Source organism: Ruegeria denitrificans (assembly GCF_001458295.1).
Taxonomy (GTDB): Bacteria; Pseudomonadota; Alphaproteobacteria; order Rhodobacterales; family Rhodobacteraceae; genus Ruegeria; species Ruegeria denitrificans.
The window spans coordinates 72,050-94,547 of record NZ_CYUD01000015.1 but is presented as its reverse complement, the minus strand read 5'-3'; the positions used below and the strand labels follow the sequence as shown (position 1 = coordinate 94,547).

The 22,498-nt window shown below is 57.9% G+C and carries 25 protein-coding genes; 10 read left to right on the top strand and 15 right to left on the bottom strand.

Annotated features, from left to right (window positions below):
• Positions 1 to 4 precede the first annotated feature (4 nt).
• Complete coding sequence (locus tag RUE5091_RS19585) at positions 5 to 1,723, bottom strand: sensor histidine kinase (protein ID WP_058283619.1); 1,719 nt, start codon at positions 1,721 to 1,723, stop codon at positions 5 to 7.
• A 32-nt stretch (positions 1,724 to 1,755) separates the two neighbouring features.
• A complete protein-coding gene (locus tag RUE5091_RS19580; RefSeq protein WP_058283618.1) occupies positions 1,756 to 2,460 on the bottom strand; it encodes a response regulator transcription factor in 705 nt (234 codons plus the stop codon).
• 346 nt (positions 2,461 to 2,806) lie between these two features.
• Here RUE5091_RS19580 and RUE5091_RS19575 point away from each other — a divergent pair, with 346 nt between their 5' ends.
• From RUE5091_RS19575 to RUE5091_RS19565, 3 genes are all read left to right on the top strand, one after another.
• Positions 2,807 to 4,405, top strand: a complete 1,599-nt coding sequence (locus RUE5091_RS19575) for a phosphoenolpyruvate carboxykinase (protein ID WP_058283617.1) — start codon at positions 2,807 to 2,809, stop codon at positions 4,403 to 4,405.
• Between the two features lie 365 nt (positions 4,406 to 4,770).
• Positions 4,771 to 5,061, top strand: coding sequence for a hypothetical protein (locus RUE5091_RS19570; RefSeq protein ID WP_058283616.1), 291 nt, complete (start codon positions 4,771 to 4,773; stop codon positions 5,059 to 5,061).
• 33 nt (positions 5,062 to 5,094) lie between these two features.
• Positions 5,095 to 5,637 (top strand): hypothetical protein, encoded by a 543-nt coding sequence (locus tag RUE5091_RS19565; protein WP_243470821.1) that lies wholly within the window; start codon positions 5,095 to 5,097, stop codon positions 5,635 to 5,637.
• Here RUE5091_RS19565 and RUE5091_RS19560 read toward each other — a convergent pair.
• On the bottom strand, positions 5,634 to 6,398 hold the full coding sequence (locus RUE5091_RS19560; RefSeq protein WP_058283615.1) for a sulfite exporter TauE/SafE family protein: 765 nt from the start codon (positions 6,396 to 6,398) through the stop codon (positions 5,634 to 5,636). The two genes, RUE5091_RS19565 and RUE5091_RS19560, sit on opposite strands and share 4 nt — an antisense overlap.
• Positions 6,399 to 6,543: 145 nt before the next feature.
• Here RUE5091_RS19560 and RUE5091_RS19555 point away from each other — a divergent pair, with 145 nt between their 5' ends.
• The 3 genes from RUE5091_RS19555 (at position 6,544) to RUE5091_RS19545 (ending at position 9,383) form a co-directional block, all read left to right on the top strand.
• Positions 6,544 to 8,235, top strand: a complete 1,692-nt coding sequence (locus RUE5091_RS19555; protein WP_058283614.1) for an acyl-CoA dehydrogenase family protein — start codon at positions 6,544 to 6,546, stop codon at positions 8,233 to 8,235.
• Between the two features lie 159 nt (positions 8,236 to 8,394).
• Positions 8,395 to 8,949, top strand: coding sequence for a hypothetical protein (locus RUE5091_RS19550; protein WP_058283613.1), 555 nt, complete (start codon positions 8,395 to 8,397; stop codon positions 8,947 to 8,949).
• Positions 8,950 to 8,990: 41 nt separating this feature from the next.
• The gene (locus RUE5091_RS19545) at positions 8,991 to 9,383 is read left to right on the top strand and encodes an META domain-containing protein (RefSeq protein WP_058283612.1); all 393 of its coding nucleotides are present in this window, start codon (positions 8,991 to 8,993) and stop codon (positions 9,381 to 9,383) included.
• Here the strand turns inward: RUE5091_RS19545 and recO are convergent.
• On the bottom strand, positions 9,367 to 10,092 hold the full coding sequence (gene recO, locus RUE5091_RS19540) for a DNA repair protein RecO (RefSeq protein WP_058283647.1): 726 nt from the start codon (positions 10,090 to 10,092) through the stop codon (positions 9,367 to 9,369). The genes RUE5091_RS19545 and recO overlap by 17 nt on opposite strands.
• Positions 10,093 to 10,302: 210 nt before the next feature.
• On the opposite strand from recO, the gene RUE5091_RS19535 reads away from it, so the two are divergent.
• Together RUE5091_RS19535 and RUE5091_RS19530 are read left to right on the top strand one after the other, a co-directional pair.
• Positions 10,303 to 10,743, top strand: coding sequence for a cupin domain-containing protein (locus tag RUE5091_RS19535; protein ID WP_058283611.1), 441 nt, complete (start codon positions 10,303 to 10,305; stop codon positions 10,741 to 10,743).
• A gap of 103 nt (positions 10,744 to 10,846) precedes the next feature.
• Positions 10,847 to 11,152: an NIPSNAP family protein gene (locus tag RUE5091_RS19530; RefSeq protein WP_058283610.1), complete on the top strand. Its 306-nt coding sequence runs from the start codon at positions 10,847 to 10,849 to the stop codon at positions 11,150 to 11,152.
• A gap of 2 nt (positions 11,153 to 11,154) precedes the next feature.
• Here RUE5091_RS19530 and RUE5091_RS19525 read toward each other — a convergent pair whose 3' ends face one another.
• Together RUE5091_RS19525 and era are read right to left on the bottom strand one after the other, a co-directional pair.
• Positions 11,155 to 11,484 (bottom strand): DUF1491 family protein, encoded by a 330-nt coding sequence (locus tag RUE5091_RS19525; protein WP_058283609.1) that lies wholly within the window; start codon positions 11,482 to 11,484, stop codon positions 11,155 to 11,157.
• Positions 11,481 to 12,389: a GTPase Era gene (gene era / locus RUE5091_RS19520; RefSeq protein ID WP_058283608.1), complete on the bottom strand. Its 909-nt coding sequence runs from the start codon at positions 12,387 to 12,389 to the stop codon at positions 11,481 to 11,483. Before era ends, RUE5091_RS19525 begins: the two co-directional genes overlap by 4 nt.
• Before the next feature lie 157 nt (positions 12,390 to 12,546).
• Here era and RUE5091_RS19515 point away from each other — a divergent pair, with 157 nt between their 5' ends.
• Positions 12,547 to 13,929 (top strand): multicopper oxidase family protein, encoded by a 1,383-nt coding sequence (locus tag RUE5091_RS19515; RefSeq protein ID WP_058283607.1) that lies wholly within the window; start codon positions 12,547 to 12,549, stop codon positions 13,927 to 13,929.
• A gap of 49 nt (positions 13,930 to 13,978) precedes the next feature.
• Here RUE5091_RS19515 and rnc read toward each other — a convergent pair whose 3' ends face one another.
• From rnc to folK, 9 genes are all read right to left on the bottom strand, one after another.
• Entirely contained in the window at positions 13,979 to 14,659 is a 681-nt protein-coding gene (gene rnc / locus RUE5091_RS19510) for a ribonuclease III (protein ID WP_058283606.1), read from the bottom strand.
• A complete protein-coding gene (lepB, locus tag RUE5091_RS19505; RefSeq protein ID WP_058283605.1) occupies positions 14,656 to 15,495 on the bottom strand; it encodes a signal peptidase I in 840 nt (279 codons plus the stop codon). The genes rnc and lepB overlap by 4 nt, the downstream gene beginning before the upstream one ends.
• 57 nt (positions 15,496 to 15,552) lie before the next feature.
• Positions 15,553 to 15,972 carry a holo-ACP synthase gene (gene acpS, locus RUE5091_RS19500; protein ID WP_058283604.1) on the bottom strand — a complete coding sequence of 140 codons (420 nt, stop codon included), beginning with the start codon at positions 15,970 to 15,972 and terminating at the stop codon, positions 15,553 to 15,555.
• A gap of 1 nt (position 15,973) precedes the next feature.
• Positions 15,974 to 16,951 carry an NADPH:quinone reductase gene (locus RUE5091_RS19495; protein WP_058283603.1) on the bottom strand — a complete coding sequence of 326 codons (978 nt, stop codon included), beginning with the start codon at positions 16,949 to 16,951 and terminating at the stop codon, positions 15,974 to 15,976.
• A gap of 39 nt (positions 16,952 to 16,990) precedes the next feature.
• Entirely contained in the window at positions 16,991 to 17,737 is a 747-nt protein-coding gene (locus tag RUE5091_RS19490; protein WP_058283602.1) for a pyridoxine 5'-phosphate synthase, read from the bottom strand.
• On the bottom strand, positions 17,730 to 18,428 hold the full coding sequence (locus RUE5091_RS19485; RefSeq protein ID WP_058283601.1) for a DUF2062 domain-containing protein: 699 nt from the start codon (positions 18,426 to 18,428) through the stop codon (positions 17,730 to 17,732). Before RUE5091_RS19485 ends, RUE5091_RS19490 begins: the two co-directional genes overlap by 8 nt.
• A 16-nt stretch (positions 18,429 to 18,444) precedes the next feature.
• On the bottom strand, positions 18,445 to 20,577 hold the full coding sequence (locus RUE5091_RS19480) for a RelA/SpoT family protein (RefSeq protein ID WP_058283600.1): 2,133 nt from the start codon (positions 20,575 to 20,577) through the stop codon (positions 18,445 to 18,447).
• 26 nt (positions 20,578 to 20,603) lie between these two features.
• A complete protein-coding gene (rpoZ, locus tag RUE5091_RS19475; RefSeq protein ID WP_058283599.1) occupies positions 20,604 to 20,957 on the bottom strand; it encodes a DNA-directed RNA polymerase subunit omega in 354 nt (117 codons plus the stop codon).
• Between the two features lie 95 nt (positions 20,958 to 21,052).
• On the bottom strand, positions 21,053 to 21,622 hold the full coding sequence (gene folK, locus RUE5091_RS19470; protein ID WP_058283598.1) for a 2-amino-4-hydroxy-6-hydroxymethyldihydropteridine diphosphokinase: 570 nt from the start codon (positions 21,620 to 21,622) through the stop codon (positions 21,053 to 21,055).
• A 140-nt stretch (positions 21,623 to 21,762) separates the two neighbouring features.
• Here folK and RUE5091_RS19465 point away from each other — a divergent pair, with 140 nt between their 5' ends.
• Positions 21,763 to 22,338, top strand: a complete 576-nt coding sequence (locus RUE5091_RS19465) for a LabA-like NYN domain-containing protein (protein ID WP_058283597.1) — start codon at positions 21,763 to 21,765, stop codon at positions 22,336 to 22,338.
• Positions 22,339 to 22,498: the final 160 nt, after the last annotated feature.

Genomic DNA, 22,498 nt, shown 5'->3' with positions numbered 1-22,498 from the left:
GCGCTTACACAGGCAGCCCCACGACAAAGCGCGCGCCTTGCGGGTCCGAGGTAATATCCGCTTCGGTCGGGCGAATATTCTCTGCCCAGATCACGCCCCCATGAGCTTCGACAATCTGCTTCGAGATCGCTAACCCCAGACCGGAGTTATTGCCAAAATGCTCATCCGGGCGTTGCGAATAGAACCGCTTGAAGATCTTTGTCAGCGCCTGTTCAGGAATGCCCGGACCAGTATCCTCGACCACGATCAACACCCGATTTTCGCGGTGCCGTACCCAGACACGAATGGCATCGCTGTCTTCGCAAAAGGAAATTGCGTTGGTGATCAGGTTAACGAAAACCTGCGCCAAACGCGCCTCGAGCCCGTTTATGATGATCGGCTGAGATGGCAGGTCTGTGATATAGTCGATGCCTTTCGTACGTGCCTCTTCGCCCAGGTATTGGCCGATATTGCTCAACAGTTTGAGCAAATCGAAGGGCAGCTCCTCTTCCTTGACCAGTTCGGCATCCAGACGCGACGCATTCGAGATATCGCTGACCAGACGGTCCAACCGCCGGACGTCATGTTCGATCACACCCAATAATTTATCGCGCTGATCGTCGCGCTTGACCACTCGCAGGGTTCCCACAGCGGATTGCAGGCTGGCCAGGGGGTTTTTGATCTCATGCGCCACATCAGCGGCGAATTGTTCATTGGCATCAATCCGGTTGTAAAGCGCCGTCACCATGCCGCGAAGTGCACGGCTGAGGCGTCCGATTTCATCCGGTCGCGCACTAAGGTCCGGAATACGGATACGGCCGGGATTGACCCCCGTCCCCCGGTCTTTACCCGACTCGGCTGCGGCAGCCAGATCCGCCAGCGGGTTGGCAATGATCGAAGCAAGAACAAGGCTGAGACCGATGGACACGAGCAGAGCCACGACGAACATCTGCAGGATACGCTCCTGAGCACGCCGGGCCAGCGCATCTATTTCACCAGCAGGGCCCGCCATTGCGACAGCGCCCACCGGTGCCCCGCCCTGCAGGATCGGTGCAGCCGCGACAATGACCGTTTGACCCGCGTCATCTTTCACCGCTTCGAGCTGCTTCTGCCCTTCCAGCGACTTCGGAATGATTTCCTGCACCCGCTGTGCCAATGTTGGTGCCTCATCGGGGTCAGTGCGGGTGAACACCCGGGAAAGTCCGGTCCACACGGCGCTCAGCGCGTCACTGATCAAGGTGCTTCCGGTCTGTACGTCGGCTTCGGTCTTCAGCAGCGCATATGTTTGCGGCGAAGCCGATACCCCACGTGTCCAACCGATAAGTGTTCCCTGGGCGTCATAAACAAAGACCTCGCCGCCGTCAGGCAGGCTGAGCCCCGCCAGCGTATCCTTGACGTCCAGTTCGGCTGCATCCTGTGCGGTGCCGGATTGGTTCTGACGCAGTTGAGCTTCGAACACGTTGCTGACAAGCTGCGCGTCTCCGATCAGGTTACGCGCGGTCTGCTGAACCTGCTCCTCGCGGGAATCATCAAGATACAACAACCCCGTGACCAGAATCACAAGGGCAATCAGGTTGAAGGTGATGATCCGACGTGCGAGGGGCGACCCCCGCAACGAGAACATGTTGCGACGTCGGCGCGACGCCCGAAGCTCGGCTGACTCCGAATCTTGCGGGATGACCCAGTCATCCCCCAGAACGACGTCGCCGTCGCGCAATTGGCTGGCTTGTTCCGTATCGCGCACGAGACCCGGTTACCCCTTCTCAGTGACCACGATTATTCTTCGTTATATCTGTAGCCGATGCCATACAGTGTTTCGATGGCCGAAAACTCAGAATCTGCGGTGCGCATTTTCTTGCGCAGGCGCTTGATGTGGCTGTCGATAGTCCGGTCGTCGACATAGACCTGATCGTCATAGGCAACATCCATCAACTGATCGCGGCTTTTGACAAAGCCTGGACGTTGTGCCAGCGCCTGAAGTAGCAAGAACTCGGTCACGGTCAGCGAGACATCTGAACCTTTCCAGCTGACCGCATGGCGCAGGGGGTCCATCCGCAGTTCGCCACGTTCCATCACCTTGGTCTCACCCGTATTGGCGTCGGCCACATCCCCCGTGGTCGCCTCTTGCCGACGCAGCAGCGCGCGGATGCGCTCGACCAGCAAACGCTGGGAAAAGGGTTTTTTGACATAGTCGTCCGCGCCCATACGCAGGCCCAGAACCTCGTCGATCTCATCATCTTTGGAGGTGAGAAAGATCACCGGCATCTGGGTTTTCTGCCGCAGCCGTTGCAACAGATCCATACCGTCCATACGTGGCATCTTTATATCCAGAACGGCCATGTCGGGCAGTTTCTTGTTGAAAGCGTCCAGCGCTGCCTGCCCGTCGTTATAGGTTTCGACCTCGAACCCTTCGGCTTCGAGTGTCATGGAAACGGACGTCAGAATGTTTCTGTCGTCGTCAACCAGTGCAATTTTTGACATCGGGTTCACCCCTATTCCTGCTCACCTACGCAATAATACGCTTTTTTGTAAGTCATTGTTGGCGGTTTTGATGCGCCGAATCAATCCGTAACTGCGAATCATGCCATTCTTGCGGCATCTGTGCGGCAAAAATGCCTTGCAACCCGCAAATTACTGCCCAGATTTCCATCAGGAAATTCTTGGTGGCGCTAAACTTTAACTTGGTGGCGCTAACTGCGCCAAACCGTCCTGTTCATGCCCCAAATGACCGTGATAAGACGCGCCCAGCCGCCGGGGTTGCCCGGCACACTGCCCCAAGAGCGCATCCGGCCCGATTGCCGATGTGCCGCCACAGGAGAAGACACACATGACATCTGGACGGGTTAACCCGCAATTCCGCCTCGAAGATCAGGGCATCGAGGGTCTGGGCAATGTCTATTACAACTTCATGGAACCAGCGCTGATCGAAGAAGCGCTGAAGCGCGGCGAAGGCACACTTGGCAATGGCGGGGCCTTTCTGGTCACCACCGGCAAGTTCACCGGTCGCTCGCCCAAGGACAAACACGTCGTTAAAACTGAAAGCGTCGCTGACACCATCTGGTGGGAAAACAACGCCGAGATGACCCCGAAAGGGTTCGACGCGCTTTATGAAGATATGCTGGCCCACATGAAGGGTCGCGACTATTTCGTCCAGGATCTCGTCGGCGGGGCGGATCTGGCCTATTCGATCAACGTGCGCATGGTCACTGAACTGGCTTGGCACAACCTATTCATCCGCCACCTGCTGCGCCGCCCGGATCGCGAGGATCTGGACGAGTTCACTGCAGATTTCACCATCATCAACTGCCCCAGCTTCCAGGCCGACCCAAAAAAGCATGGTTGCAAGTCCGAGACAGTGATCGCGCTGAACTTCGACCGCAAGATGATCCTGATCGGTGGCACAGAATACGCAGGCGAGAACAAGAAATCCGTCTTCACCCTGCTTAACTACATGCTGCCTGAAAAAGGCGTTATGCCGATGCATTGCTCGGCCAACCACGCGGTCGGCAACCCCGTCGACACCGCCGTGTTCTTTGGCCTGTCCGGAACAGGAAAAACGACCCTGTCCGCCGACCCAGAACGTACCTTGATCGGTGACGACGAGCACGGCTGGTCGGATCGCGGCACCTTCAACTTCGAAGGCGGCTGCTATGCCAAGACCATTAATCTGAATCCTGAGGCCGAGCCGGAAATCTATGCGACGACCACCAAATTCGGCACGGTCATCGAGAACATGGTTTTCGACCCCGAAACCAAGGAACTGGATTTCGACGACGATTCGCTGACCGCAAACATGCGCTGCGCCTATCCGCTCGAATACATCTCGAACGCATCCAGCAGCGCCCTGGGGGGTCACCCCAAGAACATCATCATGCTGACCTGCGATGCGTTCGGTGTTCTGCCTCCTATCGCGCGGCTGACCCCGGCGCAGGCGATGTATCACTTCCTGTCGGGATTCACCTCAAAGGTGGCCGGAACCGAACGGGGTGTCACCGAGCCTCAGCCGACCTTTTCAACCTGCTTCGGCGCACCTTTCATGCCGCGTCGCCCGGAGGTTTACGGTAACCTACTGCGCGAAAAGATTGCTCAGCATGGCGCGACCTGCTGGCTGGTGAACACCGGTTGGACCGGCGGCGCCTATGGCGTGGGATCGCGGATGCCGATCAGGGCCACCCGCGCACTGCTGACCGCAGCGCTGGACGGTTCGCTGCGTGATGCCGAGTTCCGCAAGGATGCCAATTTCGGCTTTGACGTGCCCGTGACCGTACCTGGCGTTGCCGAGGTTCTGCTGGATCCGCGCCGTACATGGGACGATCAGGCCGCATTCGACAAACAGGCCGAGAAGCTTGTGAAAATGTTTGCCGAAAACTTTGAGCAATACTTGCCCTTCATCGACGACGACATCAAAGCCGTTGCAATCGGGTAAAGCGACAAGGGGGCGGTATCGCCCCCCTTTTTTTGTCAAAGGGACTCACGAAAAATTATTCGCCTCACAGTTGCAAAATGCTGACACCGCATACAAATGCGTTGCTCGGAATGCCTGCCTGAGCTAATTTTGGGACCATTGTAAGAAATAAGCCCGGCGCTTACGCACCGGGCGGAAAGTGAAAAGACCTTTGGGTAGCCCGAGCACACTCACACGTCAGCACGTCGAGCAACCTGAAAACGCGACTAGTGTAGGCTATAGGGGATGAGTGTCAATATGAGACATGCTGAAATTGTTTAAGAATTCAGTATTTCGCATTGTGTCGCAGAGCAGCGGCAGCCGACACGTAGAATGACAGGTAGAACATGACCGAAATCTCAAAACTGACCGAACTGCGTAAACTGATGCAGAGCATGGAACGGACGCTGGGTCTGGAACAGCTGTCTCCGGTTGAGCGCGATATTTATTATGCCGCCGAAGAACTGTCCAAATCCGATGACGAAGTACGCACTTTCGGGTTGATCGAACATACGCTTGTTCAAAGCGTTTCGCGTCCGACATTCTTTCGCGCGTTGAAATCGCTGGTGCAGAAAGGGTATTTGTCGCAAAGCGGTACCGCCAACCGGGGCCGGTATATCGTACATGCACCCAGGTAATGCCGCATTCCTGCGCGCAGGTGGCTGATCAACGTGCGCAGGTGGGCTACTGACACGTTCTACGCCTCTTTGGCTTATGTCGTTGCATCCTACCTCACTTTCGAGGTTCTGATGCCACTTCAGAACGTGTTTTTTCCGGAATATCCCAGTCGGGCCAGTCTTTTGTTTCTTCCGCATGGGGTGCGGGTTCTGTCGGCATGGCTATTGGGATGGCGGGCGATTTTCGCCCTTTTGCCAGGTGTCTTTCTGGTTTTCGCCTTTCTCGGCGGCAGCGACGTGTTTCTGCCAAGCAGACTAATAGCAATGGTCATTGCCGTAACCACCGTCCCGGCCGTGTTTTATCTGTTCAAATGGGCGGGCTGGGACTTGTTTCCGCGACCCGATAGAAAGCCATGCTGGTCCTGCGTCATGGGTGTTGGGATCGTAACGTCTTTCCTTGTCTCGGGATTAACCAATCTGGCATTCGGCAGTGCGCGGGTCGAGTATGTTGCCTTTCTGATCGGCGATATCTCGGGCCTGTTTTTCCTGATGCTAGGACTGTATTTTGCCTTTCGGTTTGCGGACAGGCGCCGTTAACCCAGCAACCCTCGACGCAGTAAATTCACTCCTGCGACTAGCAGAACCAGCAACGTCACCTTGCGAAACAACGCCTGATCGATGCGCGACTGCAATTGCAATCCGGCCCACATCCCGAACATTGCCGGTGCAATCAGAGCAGCCGAGAAAGGCACCGTCTCAGCCCGAAGGATGCCCGACCCTAAATGTGCAAGCATCAGCGCCACTGCCCCTAATCCATAGATCACCCCCTGCACGCGCATCTGCACTGCCTTTGGCGTGTTCAGCGCGGTCAAATAGGCGACGGTCGGCGGCCCCCAGATACCGGACATGCCCCCGACAAACCCAGCAATCGCGCCTATGCCCATCTCGACACGTGCCGATGGTTCGCTGAGGGTCAACTGCATTCCCAATACCTGAAACAGCGCGAAGACCGTGACAGGAAAACCGATCATCAACAGAAACGTGGACGCGGGCACGGTGCTGACAACCTGCGCGCCCAGCAACAGGAACACAAAACCGACCATCAGGAAGATACGAAACTGCTTGATCGCGGACACGGCCGCAGGCACGCCCTCTCGCAGCGCCTGGACGCCATTGGTCGCCAGCGTTGGCAGGATCAGCCCGGCGATCGCCAGATCGGGCGGCAGGAACATACTCAGCCCCGACACCAGAATCATTGGCATTGCAAATCCAACCATGCCTTTGACCCAGCCCGCCAAAAAGGCGACGGCAGCGGCAAACAACAGATCTTGCGGACTGAGTAAAGAAAACAACGTCATGCGCCCCTGATAACACTCTTGGCGAGCGCTGCACTGCAAAATCGTTCAAGTAATTTTCGAACTTTTTCACCGCATATTTCGTATTTTTGTTGCGCTGCACGTGCAGCATGGTATGACCGGACAACACCAGAGAAGGACGTGATTCATGGCCCATGACGGACAGGATATGACCCAGATGACGACATCCGCGATTTTGCCGGACCTTCTGACGCTAACCCGCGCGGCCTTGCCTGCGGTGGAAACCGTATTCGAACGCGCCCGCACATCGGTTCGTGAGATGGTCACCGATGACGGCCGCGTCTCTGGCGCGCTGATCGAGGCGCACCAGACGGCTGCCCATGGCCTTTCGTGGCTGGCGACGTACAACCAATCACTGCAACAAATGCAACGCTGGGCCGAGGCCCTGGACGCAGACGGCAAATTTGGTGAGATGGAGCAGTTGCTGCATCAGATCGCCTTTGGTGAGTACCTGCATCAGGTCGCCGGTGGCATCCCGATGAACCAGGGTGAGGTCGTGCGTCTGCAAGATATGGGGCTTGGCTGGGACGCCCTGTCCGGGTTCCAATGCACCGAAGTACAGACGCTGATGGCACAGGCCAACACACAGGCCGCCCGTACACAACTGGTTGGCCTGATGGGTGATCAGGCCGGTTCAACCATGTTCGGCGCCTCAGGTCTGGATGAAGAACTGGAAATGATCCGTGACCAATTCCGCCGCTATGCGCAGGAAAAAGTCGAACCGAACGCCCATGATTGGCATCTCAAGGACGAGCTGATCCCGATTGAAATCATCGAGGAACTGGCCGAGATGGGTGTTTTCGGCCTGACCATCCCTGAGGAATTTGGCGGGTTCGGCCTGTCCAAAGCCTCGATGTGCGTGGTGTCCGAGGAGCTTTCGCGCGGCTATATCGGCGTCGGCTCGCTGGGCACCCGGTCCGAGATCGCGGCCGAGCTGATTATCGCAGGCGGCACCGGCGAGCAAAAAGCCAACTGGCTGCCGAAGCTGGCCAGCGCCGAAATTCTGCCCACCGCCGTATTCACCGAGCCGAACACCGGATCGGACCTTGGCAGCCTGCGCACCCGGGCCGTCAAGGATGAGAACGGCGACTACAAGATCACCGGTAACAAGACCTGGATTACCCACGCTGCCCGGACCCATGTGATGACCCTTTTGGCGCGGACAAACCCGGACAGCGCTGATCACCGCGGCCTGTCCATGTTCCTAGCCGAGAAAACACCGGGCACGGACGAAAACCCCTTCCCCACACCCGGCATGACCGGTGGCGAGATCGAGGTTCTGGGATATCGCGGCATGAAAGAATACGAGCTAGGCTTTGACGGCTTTCATGTGAAGGGTGAAAACCTGCTGGGCGGCGAAGAAGGTAAAGGCTTCAAGCAGCTGATGGAAACCTTCGAGTCGGCCCGTATCCAGACCGCTGCCCGCGCCATCGGCGTGGCGCAAAGCGCGCTGGATATCGCCATGCAATATGCACAGGATCGCAAGCAGTTCGGCAAATCTCTGATCAACTTCCCCCGCGTCTCTGGCAAGCTGGCGATGATGGCGGTTGAGATCATGATCGCGCGGCAGCTGACCTATTTCTCGGCTTGGGAAAAGGATCATGGCCAGCGCTGCGATCTTGAGGCTGGAATGGCCAAGCTGTTGGGCGCACGCGTGGCGTGGGCAGCCGCAGATAACGGTTTGCAGATCCATGGCGGCAACGGCTTTGCGCTGGAATACAAGATCAGCCGCGTTCTGTGCGACGCGCGCATTCTGAATATTTTCGAAGGGGCTGCCGAAATTCAGGCACAAGTCATCGCACGACGTCTGCTGAGCTGACCGTTTTCGGTATTCCCGTTTCCCCAACTGACCCGGCCTGCGTGCCGGGTCTTTTTCAGTTCAATACCGGTTGTGATCCGCTGATGGCGAACTTCCCCTTTGATCTGGGCTGCAATCCCGGTTAGAGCATCTTGCGCTCAAAATAGAACGGCACAAAGAATGACCAGACGACTTTTCGCACTGTGTGCGGTTCTAGCGACTATCTTCCTGGGCGGCTGCGCCACTAAACAGCCGACCGCCAGCCAAAACGATATCAACGATCTAGCAGCGGCCATCCAGTCCCTTGGGCCAGAGGTCGACCCGACCGAGGCGCAAGAAGCCGCCACGATTGCCTACTCCTATTCCCAGCAGTTGAAGCAGGACTGGAACGTCACCGACTCGGCGATCATTCACAATGCCAAGGTCATCAACGGCTTTCGCGAATTTGGGCTGTGCAACGATTGGGCACAGGCCATGACTCGGCGCCTGCAACAAGAGAATTTCCGAACGCTGGACCTGCATTGGGCCACCTCACCGCCGACAGCGTTCCGGATCATCCACCATTCGGCCCTGATCAGCGCCAAAGGAGATTCGATGTATGATGGAATCATCCTGGACCCGTGGCGGGCTGGTGGCACGCTGACCTGGGCTCGGGTGCGGGAAGACACCAAGTACAATTGGCGCCCCCGTCTGGAGGTCCGAGACGAGCTGATGAGTGGCAAGAACCCTTACTGACGTCGGTTCCGTCCACCCAACGGTTGCGCTAAAACCTTCACATGACCCGTCTGATCCTGACCCTACCCCTGTTGGCCCTGTTCCAATGCGACAAGGACGAATCCATCGCCGCCTATGGTGCGGCCAATCAGACCTGGGCGCTGCAGGAAATCGACGGCCATCCTTTCGAAGCCAGCGCTCTGCTGCGGTTTCCCGAAGAGGGCAAAATCTCAGGCAACGCCCCCTGCAACAGCTACAGCGGCACTCTGAACGCCCCTTATCCGTGGTTTGAGATCGCAGACCTGACCGCGACCCGCGCCGCCTGTGCCGGGCTTGAGGCCGAAGGGTTCTATTTCGCCGCCCTGATAACCATGACCCAGTCCGAAGTGTCCGGCGACGTGCTGATCCTGCGCAATGAAGACGGGCACGAGATGGTGTTCAAAGCCGCCGAGTGAACTGATCCACAAAGCGCACGCGCGCCTCCGGCAGCGGGTGGTGCCCCAGCGACGAAGCCAGGCGATGTTCCAAAAAATATCCGGTTGTCTGTAGACCTGCCGCGATCTCAGCGTCCGGCGCAGCGCCCTCTCCGCGCAAACAAGGCGGCAGGGGCAACAACTTATCCGCCCACTCACCCGCGCCCCCCGCGCTGACCGCACGGCCAGACTTGGGTGAGACATAAACAAGCCCCTCACGCGCGCCCGTCACAGCGCAAACGGACAAATCAAGCCCGAAGCCCAGTTCTTCCAGCAGTGCCAGCTCCCAGCGCAGATAGGCCAGCGGCCAGATCTCATCCTGACCCAGCAAATCCATCAGCTGTTCCGTCTGTTTGTAGATGGACGGGTGCGGCTCGCGTTCTGGCAGGCAGAAGGACAAAAGCGCCACCACCGCGTTCAACCCAGCCAGCGCTGTCCGCCCGGAAAACGCCGCCGCCGCACGCGAGCGCAGCGGTTCGACCTGAAAGGTACCGATGTGCTCCTCCAGGCGCGCGCGCCACAACACGTCAATCTGCGCACCGGGTTGCAGGATCGGCGCGATCTTGCGGCTGGTGCCACCACGCACAACGCCGGCGTGCCGACCATGTTCTTCGGTAAATACCTCGATGATCGCCGCTGTTTCACCGTGACGGCGTTTAGTCAAAAGGATGCCGTGATCGCGCCAGTCCAATTGGATCTCCGGGTTGAAAGAATGGTCCGGACACAAAATCGCAACAGCGGCACATTCGCAAGGCAGAGACATCGCAAGGAATTGCCGAATTGGTCACCGGCAGCCAAACCAAGTGCAAAATGCTAGTACTATTAGCGAATGCCCAACGCCAAACCAGCTCCTTTGACCAGTTTCAAGGGGAGGCATCCGCTATGTATTCAGGAGTATCAGATGAAAAAACCATTCTTTACATCACCGTCCAACTACCCTGAGCCCCTGAATGTACTAGGGGACAAAATCACCGTTCTGGCGCGGCTGGACCAAATTGGTGATTACGCGATTACTCTGAACTTTGGGCACGAGGGGAACGGACCGCCGCCGCATACGCACCCTTGGGATGAGACCTTTTTCGTCGTGAAAGGCGTGGTGCACTTCACGATCGACGGAGAAGCCAAAGTTGCGAAGGAGGGCACCCTGGTCCATTTCCCTGCCGGTTCGGTGCACAGCTTCAAATTTGGCCCCGGAGGCGCACATCTGCTAGAAATAAGCGGTCGGGGTTCGCAAGCAGTCGAAATGTTCACGGCTTTGGATCGAGATGTTCCGGGGCCCGTTCAGGACGGCGCGATATTGGCCGAAGTCCTGCGCAGAACCGGTGTGGAGCTGGTTGAATAACACCGGTCCTGAGCGGCCTGTGACTGACCGCTGCAAAACCACTGACTTGACAAGGCTCCGCCGTCACTCATTAATTAACATTAATGTTAAACAGGAGGCCGCAATGCGAGGAATCACCATCACATATACCTTCGATGGCGACGAAGCCGATTGGGAGGCCACGACCAGCGCCTTCATTGCGGCCATAGATGCCGATCCTGATGCCGCCGGTAAATTCACCTATCAAGTTGCCGTCGCCGATGATGGTAAGTCCCGGTTTCACTGGGGCCGCTGGGACAACGCCGAAACACTGGCACACGTTCAGTCACAACCGTATTTTAAGGCCTTTGCAGCCAAAGTTCGGGAATATGCCGACGGTACGCCCAATGCGATCGGGCATGACGTCAAAGCCAAAACGGTTGGTTGGTAGCGCTAGTCGAGCCCTTCTTCGCCCAGCAGGTGCCGCCCCTGCCGGTCCTCGACCTCAATCACCCAGAGATCGGGGTCAAAACTGCGTTGGCGGGTGATTGTCTCGTCCACATCCGTTTCCAAACCGCTGGAGAGTTCAACCCATTTGCGGTCGCCACTCATCAGATCAAAGCTGCGTTGGAAGGCCACGGCTTGCCCGTCCAGTGTGTTCAGCTTTACCAGCACCGCGCCTGCCGTGTCGTCGCCATGGGCGACGACAAAGGCCGGGATCTCCTGAAACCGCAACCGCGCCAGATAGGCGTGGACCCAGAAATCAGCCGTCAGGCGTGTCATGCGTTGCCGTCTTTGAAATCCAGTCCCATTTCCGAATAGCGCTCGGATTCTTCCAACCAGTTCGGGCGAACCTTGACCTGCAGGAACAGATGAACCTTGCGGTCCAGGAACTCTTCCAGCTCAGCCCGTGCCGCCTGGCTGACGGCCTTGATGGTCTCGCCGCGTTTTCCCAGCACGATGCCTTTGTGGCCGTCGCGCATGACATAGATGACTTGATCAATCTTGGCGGACCCGTCCTTGCGCTCCTCCCAGTTCTCGGTCTCGACGGTCAACTGGTAGGGCAATTCCTGATGCAGGCGCAGGGTCAGTTTCTCGCGCGTCATCTCAGCCGCGATCATGCGCATCGGCAGATCGGCGATCTGGTCTTCGGGATACAGCCACGGCCCTTCGGGCAATTCTGCAGCCAGCCATTTGCGTAGGTCTTCCACACCATAGCCCCGCTCGGCCGAGATCATGAAGGTTTCGGCAAAAGGATAACGCTCGTTCAGATCGCTGGTTAGGGCCAGCAGTTTCTCGGATGGCACCTTGTCGATCTTGTTGATCGCTAGTGCGATGGTGCGGCCTTGTCCGATCTCTTCCAGACCTTCGAGGATACGCTCGACACCTTCGGTGATGCCTCGATGCGCCTCGATCATCAGCACGACAACATCGGCATCCGCAGCCCCGCCCCAGGCGGCAGCGACCATAGCGCGATCCAGACGGCGACGCGGTTTGAACAAGCCGGGCGTGTCAACGAACACCAGCTGCGCGTCGCCCTCCATCGCGACGCCGCGAATGCGCGCACGGGTGGTCTGCACCTTATGCGTCACGATTGAGACCTTAGCCCCAACCATGCGGTTCAAAAGGGTGGATTTGCCTGCATTGGGCTCTCCGATCAGTGCGATAAATCCGGCGCGTGTGGTCATGTGCGATGCGATCCTGTTTGCAAGTGCGCACCCCTATAGCAGAAAGGCCCCGCGGGCCAGAGGGATTTGTCGCATTGCAGCCATGCGGACGGCATGGCAAGACCAGTTCACGCCACGCCAATAACAGCCAGGCCTTCCCTCGATTCAGGAGGCTGATATGAACCGTCGCGCGTTTCTTTTGGGCAGTGGCGCTGCCACTGGCGCTCTGGGGCTGGGTGGCATTGATCTGGCTGCGGGCACGCAGGAACTGGTTATCCAACCCGCCAGCTTTGCCCTGCGTGATCAGGTCACCACCGGTATGGTCAGCCTGTCGCCCGACGCGCCGCCTCCGGTTTTGTATGGCAAACAGGGTGAGGCGATGCGCCTGCCGGTGCGCAACACCCTGCCCGACTACACGGCGATGCACTGGCATGGGCTACGGATTCCAAACGCAATGGACGGGGTGCCCTATCTGACCCAAATGCCGATTGGACAGGATGAGGTGTTTGACTATGAATTCACCCCTCCGGACGCGGGCACCTATTGGTATCACCCCCATTGCATGACGATGGAGCAGATGGCCCATGGCCTGACCGGAGTGATGGTGATCGCCGAGGCAGAAGATCCCGGCCTTGACAGCGAGCAAGTGGTCAATCTGCGTGATTTCCGCCTGGATGATGACGGATCTTTCCTGCCTGCCTATACCGCGCGTGGGGCTGCACGGGCGGGAACCTTCGGCAATGTGCAGACAGCAAATTGGCTGAACGCTCCGGTCTATGATCACACTGCAGGCAGCCTTGTGCGCCTGCGCGTCGTCAATACTGACACAACCCGCATCTACAAAGTGCATCTGGATGGCGCCGAGGCCCGGATCATTGCCTGGGATGGCCACCCGGTCGAAGTTGAAGTTCCGATGCCCAGCGCGGATGACCCATTACTGATCGGCCCCGGTCAACGGGTGGATTTCGCGGTGAAGATGCCGCTGAGCGAAGGTCAATCCGTTGATCTGATGGCCAAGTTCCCTGGTCAACCGCATCGTTCCATGACCCGATTGCGCGCGATCGGTTCGTCTGTTTCACGCGATCTGCGCGAATTGCGCCCCCTGCCGGCAAACCCTGCAGTGAAACCTGATCTTGCCAATGCGGAACTGCACGAATTTGTCTTTGGCTGGACACCCGAGGGCGGAGAACCGAACAACGGGTTCTGTGGCTCTTTGGGATACAATTTCTGGTCGATCAACCGAACACCATGGCCGGGAGATGCGGCGCAAGGGGTTGGTCCGCTGGCAACGTTGGAACAGGGCAAAAGCTATGTATTGCGATTGCGGAACGAGTCTCCGAACCTGCATCCGATCCACCTGCACGGGCTGGTCTTTGTGCCGCTGAAATCTAACCTTCGCGCATTGCCGCCATTGCTGACCGACACGATGCTGCTGCTGAAGGACGAAATGGTAGAGATCGCCTTAGTCGCCGACAACCCCGGCGATTGGGCCTTTCATTGCCACGTGATCGAGCATCAAAAGACCGGGCTGACCGGGTATATTCGGGTAGTTCAGGGTTAGGATTGGCGTAGCCAATTCGACACTCAGCCCCCTCGCCCTTGATTGCGCGCTACTTTGGCAATTCGTCCAACAGCGCCTTGGCCGCGGCCTGCTCCGCCTGACGTTTTGAACCTGCCGTTGCTTGTGCCTCGGTTCCGTCCTGCAGGCGAGCTGCGATGGTGAAGACAGGAGCATGATCCGGGCCGCTGCGCTTAATCTCGACATATGACGGGGGCTTCTGCCCCCGCGCCTGCGCCCATTCCTGTAGCGAGGTTTTAGCGTCGCGCGCATCCGCTTCGACCGTGTGAACACGATCACCCCAAAGCGCCAGGATCACGTCACGCGCAGCTTCGAACCCCGCATCGCGGTAGATCGCGGCGATAACGGCCTCCATCGCGTCGCCCAGCAGGGCTTGTTTCCGGCGGCCACCAGACAGCATCTCGGACCGGCCAAGTTTCAGCACCGCACCCAAGTCGATCTGTCGGGCCACATCGGCGCAAGCCTCTTTGCGGACCAGCGCATTGAAACGTGGGGCAAGCTGGCCTTCGGATGCCTTTTTATCGGCCTCCAACAGAGCCGTCGCCATGACCAGCCCTAATACGCGATCGCCCAGAAACTCCAGCCGCTGGTTGTCGGGACGGGTCGACGACGAAACCGACCCATGGGTCAGCGCACGCACCAGTAGTTCGGGGTTGCCAAACTCATACCCCAATCGCCGCTGAAACGCTTTTATCTCGGCTGACAGCTTCAATTGACCGCCTTAAAGAAGCGGTCACCGCGCCAGGTCCAGAAGAACAGCATCGACCGGCCCGCAGAAGAGAACATGATCCGATCAGCGCGACCGATCAGGTTGTCGTAGGGCACATACCCGACGCCCCCGGCGGATTGCGGCAGGCGGCTATCGCTGGAATTGTCGCGATTGTCACCCATGAAGAAATAATGCCCTTCGGGTACGGTATAGATACCGGTGTTGTCCGATCCCTGATTGCCGATGTTGAGCACATCGTATGAAACGCCATTGGGCAGGGTTTCGATCAGACGGGTCTTTTCGCAGACGCCGCCAATGCCGACGGGACCGTTCTCGCAGCGTGGACGCAGACGTTGTGGACCCTGCGGTTCGGCGGTTTCGGTAAAGACGCCATCAGGCTGTTGCGGCACCAGAGTGCCGTTCAGGATGATCTGCCCTTCGCGGACCTGAATGCGGTCACCCGGCAGGCCGATCAGTCGCTTGATATAGTCGCGACCGGTGACCGGATGACGGAAAACAATGACGTCGCCGCGTTCGGGATCGCCGCCCAGGATACGGCTGTTGTCATCGCTTTGCATCCAGCCACAAACATCTTCGGCGTCGATGTTCAGGCCAACGCTGGGGATAATCAGGCTGGGGCACGAGGCATAGGAATAGCCATAGGCCATCTTGTTGACGAACAGGAAATCCCCGATCAGCAGGGTCTGTTTCATCGAACCGGACGGAATCCAAAACGGCTGAAAGAACAAGGTACGGAAAACACCTGCGATCAGTAGGGCGTAGACGATGGTTTTGATCGTCTCCCACACGGGATTTCCGGTTTTGACGTCCTCGGCCATACTGCTCTCCGGTCCTTTGGTTGTTGGGGTGCTACATGCGGGGCCGACGGGGGCAAGTCAAGGCTGCGCGGCGCGTTCTTGAAGCGGGCGGGCTTCGATCACCACGAAGGCCTGTGCCCAGGGGTGGTCGTCCGTCAGCGTGACATGGATGATCGCCTCATGCCCATCGGGCGTCATCTCTTTCAGCCGGTCCGCTGCCCATCCCGTGACATGCATCACCGGCTGGCCAGTACGCAGATTGGTAACAGACATATCCTTCCAGGCGATACCCATGGCCAACCCGGTGCCCAGCGCCTTGGAGCACGCTTCTTTCGCGGCCCAGCGTTTAGCATAGGTACCTGCGGTGTCGCGCCGGCGCTCGGCTTTCGCCTGTTCAGTCTCGGTGAAGACACGATTGCGGAACCGGTCACCGAACCGGTCAAGCGTGCCCTGAATGCGTTCGATATTCGCAAGATCTGTGCCAACACCAAGGATCACGTCACACCTCCAAAACCACGGTGCCTAACTTGTCACCTGATTCAACCAATTTGTGAGCGAGGGCGGCATCGGCCAATTGCCCACCAAACACGACCGCATGGCTCAATGCCCGCTGTTCCAACCATTCACTCAGTTGAGCTTCGCCGCGGCGTCGCGCAAGCGCATCCAGTTGGTAGACAATCAACATATGCAGGCGAATGTTCTTGAACATGAAGCCGTAGAAATCCAGCTCGGGGCGCATCTGAGACACGGATGAATAGCTGGCGATGGTGCCGCCCGGCCGGATCAGTGCCAGCGATGCATCCTGATTAGCCGCAAAATCCACTTCGACAATGCGATCTACGCCCGCGCCATCAGTCATGTCCAACACGGCATCGGCAACGTTTTCGGTGCGGTAATTCACAATCTCACTTGCACCAGAGTGCGCTGCTTTTTCTTGTGAACTAACCGTGGTGATGACCCGAGCACCGCCAAGCGCAGCCATCTGACAAGCGTAGCGCCCTACAGTTCCCGCCCCTCCGGTCACCAGGATTGTTTTGTCCGCGATCGGCCCGTCAGCATACAAGGCAAACCATGCGGTCATTGCCGGAATTCCAAAGCACGCAGCTTCCGCAAAACTGGTGGTGCCAGGCAGAGTCACAGCCTGTACTGACGGCAAAGAGATATACTCGGCAGCGGTTCCGAACGCGCGTTGCCACTGGCCGTTCCAGATCCAGACCCTTTCACCAACCCGATCCGGGTCGACGCCTGGGCCAACAGACACAATCACTCCGGCACCATCCGAGTGTGGAATGACAAGGGGGTACTGCATGACCGCCCCGGGCCGTGCACCACCCCGCAACTTAACATCCGATGGATTGATCCCCGTAGCTTTGATTTGAACCACAACCTCACCCGGTCCAGCCACTGGATCGGGCGTGTCGATCAGTTCAAGCACGTCTTCCGCCGAGCCAAAGTTACGATATGCAATTGCTTTCATGGCATTACCTCTTCATCCGACGTTGTTTGTAAACGCAGATCAGGCCCGCGCTTCATCCATCAGGCGGCGCATCTCGGCAATGGCCGGTGTAAGGCCGCGAAATATCGATTCACCGATCAGAAAGTGACCGATGTTCAGTTCGCGCACCTCGGGGAAGGCGGCAATGGGCTGCACCGTGTCATAGGTCAGGCCGTGGCCCGCGTGAACCTCAAGGCCCAGCGAATGGGCAAAGGCGGACATCTCGCTTAGCGAATCCAGCTCGCGCGCCGCTTCGTCCATGCGGCCTTCCGCGTGGGCGTCGCAATAGGCGCCGGTGTGCAGCTCGATCACTTCGGCTCCGATGCGATGGGCAGCTTCGATCTGGCGTTGATCAGCCGCAATAAAGATTGACACCCGGCATCCTGCTTCGCGCAAAGGGGCAATATAATGGGCCAGCTTGTTTTCCTCGCGGGCGACCTCAAGCCCGCCTTCGGTGGTGCGTTCTTCGCGCTTTTCCGGAACAATGCAGACCGCGTGCGGTTTATGGCGCAGAGCGATCTTCTGCATCTCGGGCGTTGCGGCCATCTCAAAGTTCAGCGGCACCGACAGAACCTCCATCAGCCCGTCGATATCGGCGTCCGAGATATGGCGACGATCTTCGCGCAAATGCGCGGTGATGCCATCTGCCCCGGCCTCTTCGGCCAGCTTGCCAGCACGCAGCGGATCAGGATAAGCCCCGCCACGCGCGTTGCGTACGGTGGCCACGTGGTCGATATTCACGCCCAGACGCAGGTGTTTGTCAGACATCGCTTGATTCCTTTCCCGAATTTCGGCCCGAGCCTAGAGGCTTTGCCACCGGAACGGCAGCCTTGGTTTCGGCCAAACGTTTGATTTCATCGAATTTCGCCTTGATCCGGGCGCGACGGCGCTGCTGATAGGTACGCACCACTGGCAGGCTTAGGTAATAGCAGATATACCCAGCAATCAGCCCCGGAAAAATGCCACCGATTAGATAGGGAAAGAACACTTCATCATAAAACACGCTCAGCCCGCGCCATTCGGCATCGCGGCCCGTGAACATCGCCATGAAATTATTCTTCAAGTCACTCAACGCCTTGAAGAAGCTGTCCATTAGGCCATGGGTTTCTTCCTCTTCAAAGTCGTCACCCAATAGGAAATGACCCGTTTGCAGGCAGACAACCCCAATGGGCACATAAGTCAGCGGGTTGCCGAAAAACGTGCCGCTGAGAGACGCCAGCAAGTTGCCGTTGAATATCCGGCTGAGCAGGGCTGCGATAAAGAAGTGGAACCCGTAAAACGGCGTGAAGGCTGTGAACACACCCACCCCGACCCCGCGCGCGATGCGTTCGGGTGAATCAGGCAGTCGCCGAATGCGGTGTTTGACGTAATGAAAGGCACGGGTCCAACCGCCGCGCGGATAGACGAATTCCGAAGCGATCTGAATGGGCGAGCGTCGGTCTCGGCGCTTGAAAACCACTCCTGATCACCCCTTCTCAACCAGCCGCAACTGCAGTTTTTTCCCGATCCCGATGCCGTTCTACCGCGGCAACATCGCTTTCCGCCTCAAGCATAAGCATCAGCGAATGCAGCTGTTCAAGGTCACGCAGTTCGACGGAGATCAAAAGACGGTAAAAATCCGGTTTGCGGTCCACGAACTCCAAGTTCGAGATATTGGCCTTTTTCTCACCGATCAATGTGCAAATACGCCCCAGCACCCCGGCGTCATTGCCAATGGTCAGATCCAGCGTCACCCCATAAACGGCCGGGTGTGTGCCCGAATGCCAGTGCAGGTCGACCCAGCGATCCGGTTCGCTTTCGTAATCAGACAGGCGGTCGCAATCAATGGCGTGCACAACCACGCCCTTGCCGCGAAACGTGATACCGACGATGCGTTCGCCCGGCAGCGGCTGACAACAGGGCGCACGGTCGAATTTTTGCCCCGGCTCAAGGCCTATCACAGCGCGCCGTGGGGAAATCGCGTCCCCGTCGTCCTGGGTCAGTTCGGGATAGACCGCGCTGACCACCTCATGCGCCGTAAGTTCGGCACTGCCGAGACGGGCTAGCAGTTCGTGCCGGTCTTTCAGACGCAGGTGCTTTGCGGCGGTGTCCAACGCCTTTTCGGTGGCTTTGCGGCCGACGTGTTCGAACCCCGAACGCGCCAATTCCTTGCCTAGCTTGATGAATCGCTCACGATCCACCTCGCGCAGGGCACGGCGAATGGCGGTCCGGGCCTTGCCGGTGACTGCGATCTCAAGCCATGTGACCTGCGGGGTCTGCCCATCCGCAGTGATCACGTCCACCGACTGCCCGTTCTTGATCCGGGTCCACAGCGGTACGCGAATGCCGTCCACCTTGGCACCGACACAAGCATGACCGATCCGGGTGTGGATGGCATAAGCAAAATCAATCGGTGTCGCGCCGCGCGGCAGCTTGACCACGTCACCTTTGGGCGTGAAACAGAACACCTGATCCGAATACATCTCAAGCTTGACGGCCTCGAGGAAATCTTCGTGATCATCCTCGCTGTCGAACTGTTCGGTCAGGTTGGCAATCCACTTTGCGGGGTCGACAGCGAAGGGGTTTTCTGAACGCACACCATCGCGATACGACCAATGCGCCGCAACACCGGTTTCGGCAACGTCATGCATCTGGCGGGTACGAATCTGCACCTCAACCCGCTTGCCATCGCGCCCCGACACCGTGGTGTGGATCGAGCGATAGCCGTTCGATTTCGGCTGGCTTATATAATCCTTGAACCGTCCCGGCACCGCGCGCCAACGCTGGTGGATCGCGCCAAGGGTGCGATAGCAATCTTCCTCGGTCTGGGTGATGATGCGGAAACCATAGATGTCGGACAGTCGGGAAAAGCCCTGATCCTTTTCCTGCATCTTGCGCCAGATCGAATAAGGCTTCTTGGCACGTCCAAATACCTCGGCGTCGATACCGGCCTTTTCCAGCTCATGCCGCATGTCACCGGTGATCCGGTGAATCACGTCGCCGGTTTCGCGTTGCAGGGTGATAAAGCGGCGGATGATCGACTGGCGGCCTTCCGGGTTCAGGACGCGAAAAGCAAGGTCTTCCAGTTCCTCACGCATCCATTGCATACCCATGCGGCCCGCAAGAGGCGCATAGATATCCATGGTCTCGCGCGCCTTGACCACCTGTTTTTCAGGGCGCATCGCCTTGATCGTGCGCATGTTGTGCAAGCGGTCGGCAAGCTTGACCAGAATGACCCGCAAATCCTTGGACATGGCCATGAACAGCTTACGAAAATTTTCCGCCTGCTTGGTTTCACGGCTGGACAGCTGCAGGTTGGTCAGCTTGGTAACGCCATCGACCAGCTTGGCGACCTCGTCCCCGAACAGTTCGGACACTTTGCCATAGCTGGCTTTGGTATCCTCGATCGTGTCGTGCAACAAAGCCGTGATAATGGTCGCATCATCCAGACGCTGTTCGGTCAGGATGGCGGCAACGGCCACGGGATGGGTAAAATATGGTTCGCCGGAATGGCGGAACTGACCGTCGTGCATCTGCTTTCCGAACTCATAGGCCCGGGCGATGCGGTCGGCATTGGTTTTGGGATTATAGTTGCGGACCAGCGCAATCAGGTCTTCAGCAGAAATCATCCGGTCCGCACCTTCGTGTTTGGGGGTTACCCCTGGCCTTGAGCCTCCATCAGAGCGCGCAGCAGCTTCTCTTCCGACATGTCGTCCTCGGCCGGTTTGTCCGATTCCGCACCCATCAGCAGAGCCATCTGATCTTCTTCCGGCTCATCCACCTCGATCTGGGTCTGGTTGGCTTCGATCAGACGTTCACGCAAGTCGTCGGCACCCTGGGTTTCGTCCGCGATCTCGCGCAGTGACACGACGGGGTTCTTGTCGTTGTCACGGTCGACGGTGATCGACGCACCGGCGGAAATCTCGCGCGCACGATGGGCGGCAAGCATCACCAGTTCAAACCGGTTTGGAACCTTGTCTACGCAATCTTCAACCGTCACGCGGGCCATGGGGCGCTCTCCGTTACTGAATCCATGTCAGGAAGACGTTTATCTAAGGGCGAATCCCCGCCTTGACAAGCAGGAAATGGCGTCAATTGCACCATTCACAGAGGGGTGACGACCTCGACATCCTCGGTGGGCAGGCCTGCGACCATCTCGGTGACGGTCCGACCAAGCACCGGGTGTCGCCAATCAGGGGCCACATCCGCCATCGGGACCAGCACGAACGCCCTGTCCTGAAGGCGTGGATGCGGCAGGATCAATTGCTCGGGCGCCTGCCGTTTCTGATCTTCGGGCGCCAGTTTCAGCCACCGGTCATACTCCTCCCGATCCGGCAGAACGCGATCCTCGTAACAGACCAAATCCAGATCCAGCGTCCGCATTCCCCAGCGCTGCACACGCTCGCGGCCGAATTCGTGTTCAACCTCGTGCAGAAATTTCAGGACCTCACCGGGGGTCTTTCCGGTCTCGATCAATGCGGCAGCGTTCACGTAGTCCGGCCCGGCACCGGCAGGAAAACAAGGGGTCTCAAAAAAGCGGCTGACAGCACGAATCACCACCCCCTGACGCAAAATCGCGTCAAGTGCCCTTTGAAGTGTCACCTTGGGCCCGAATGATCTCAAATTGAGATTTGCCCCTAGGGCAATCACCGCTTTTGACGAAAAATTGCTCATATAACTCCCTATATTCGGCGAATTGCATGCTTGCGATACACTTTAAATGCCCTAATTATAGGCATATCAGCGCGTCGATTATTTACTAGCTCACTCACCTATCACCCGATGCCGCTGGTTTGTACCGGAAGGATCTATTTATGTTTTATAAAGACGAACGGCTAGCGCTGTTCATCGACGGCTCGAATCTTTATGCAGCCGCAAAAGCACTGGGGTTTGACATCGACTACAAATTGCTGCGCCAAGAATTTATGCGCCGCGGCAAAATGCTTCGTGCTTTCTACTACACAGCGCTACTTGAGAATGACGAGTATTCGCCGATCCGTCCCTTGGTTGACTGGCTGCATTACAATGGCTTCACCATGGTGACGAAACCGGCAAAAGAGTACACCGACAGCATGGGGCGTCGGAAAGTCAAAGGAAACATGGACATCGAACTGACCGTCGATGCAATGGAACTGGCACCGCGCGTTGATCATATCGTGCTGTTTTCGGGCGATGGGGATTTCCGCCCGCTGATTGCCAGCCTACAGCGTCAGGGCGTGCGGGTTTCGGTTGTTTCGACCATCCGCAGCCAGCCGCCAATGATTTCGGACGAGCTGCGCCGCCAGGCAGATAATTTTATCGAACTGGAAGACCTGCGCGATGTAATCGGACGGCCTCCGCGTGAAATGCCGATGGAACCGCGCAGCGTCGCGGCTGCCGGCGGGCAATAATCCCCGGCCACCTATCAAACCGGGGGAAGTAATCGGCGCGGTCAGGGATTCAATCCTGACCGCGCCTTTTTTAACTATGAACTGGTACTGAAACATCTTCTGACTAGCACCGTTTCATGTCAGGGAAATGACAAGCTCCTGTCTGGACCAAGGCCACGAA

Excerpts from the sequence above, each read along its gene's own strand:
- RUE5091_RS19580 (WP_058283618.1), bottom strand. The coding sequence starts at position 2,460 with ATGTCAAAAATTGCACTGGTTGACGACGACAGAAACATTCTGACGTCC.
- RUE5091_RS19480 (WP_058283600.1), bottom strand. The coding sequence starts at position 20,577 with ATGATTTCTGCTGAAGACCTGATTGCGCTGGTCCGCAACTATAATCCC.
- folK (WP_058283598.1), bottom strand. The coding sequence starts at position 21,622 with ATGAGCAATTTTTCGTCAAAAGCGGTGATTGCCCTAGGGGCAAATCTC.
- RUE5091_RS19570 (WP_058283616.1), top strand. The coding sequence starts at position 4,771 with ATGACCGAAATCTCAAAACTGACCGAACTGCGTAAACTGATGCAGAGC.
- RUE5091_RS19545 (WP_058283612.1), top strand. The coding sequence starts at position 8,991 with ATGACCCGTCTGATCCTGACCCTACCCCTGTTGGCCCTGTTCCAATGC.
- RUE5091_RS19490 (WP_058283602.1), bottom strand. The coding sequence starts at position 17,737 with ATGTCTGACAAACACCTGCGTCTGGGCGTGAATATCGACCACGTGGCC.
- RUE5091_RS19530 (WP_058283610.1), top strand. The coding sequence starts at position 10,847 with ATGCGAGGAATCACCATCACATATACCTTCGATGGCGACGAAGCCGAT.
- rpoZ (WP_058283599.1), bottom strand. The coding sequence starts at position 20,957 with ATGGCCCGCGTGACGGTTGAAGATTGCGTAGACAAGGTTCCAAACCGG.
- RUE5091_RS19575 (WP_058283617.1), top strand. The coding sequence starts at position 2,807 with ATGACATCTGGACGGGTTAACCCGCAATTCCGCCTCGAAGATCAGGGC.
- RUE5091_RS19515 (WP_058283607.1), top strand. The coding sequence starts at position 12,547 with ATGAACCGTCGCGCGTTTCTTTTGGGCAGTGGCGCTGCCACTGGCGCT.
- RUE5091_RS19465 (WP_058283597.1), top strand. The coding sequence starts at position 21,763 with ATGTTTTATAAAGACGAACGGCTAGCGCTGTTCATCGACGGCTCGAAT.
- RUE5091_RS19525 (WP_058283609.1), bottom strand. The coding sequence starts at position 11,484 with ATGACACGCCTGACGGCTGATTTCTGGGTCCACGCCTATCTGGCGCGG.
- lepB (WP_058283605.1), bottom strand. The coding sequence starts at position 15,495 with ATGGCCGAGGACGTCAAAACCGGAAATCCCGTGTGGGAGACGATCAAA.
- RUE5091_RS19495 (WP_058283603.1), bottom strand. The coding sequence starts at position 16,951 with ATGAAAGCAATTGCATATCGTAACTTTGGCTCGGCGGAAGACGTGCTT.
- RUE5091_RS19535 (WP_058283611.1), top strand. The coding sequence starts at position 10,303 with ATGAAAAAACCATTCTTTACATCACCGTCCAACTACCCTGAGCCCCTG.
- era (WP_058283608.1), bottom strand. The coding sequence starts at position 12,389 with ATGACCACACGCGCCGGATTTATCGCACTGATCGGAGAGCCCAATGCA.
- RUE5091_RS19550 (WP_058283613.1), top strand. The coding sequence starts at position 8,395 with ATGACCAGACGACTTTTCGCACTGTGTGCGGTTCTAGCGACTATCTTC.
- RUE5091_RS19560 (WP_058283615.1), bottom strand. The coding sequence starts at position 6,398 with ATGACGTTGTTTTCTTTACTCAGTCCGCAAGATCTGTTGTTTGCCGCT.
- RUE5091_RS19555 (WP_058283614.1), top strand. The coding sequence starts at position 6,544 with ATGGCCCATGACGGACAGGATATGACCCAGATGACGACATCCGCGATT.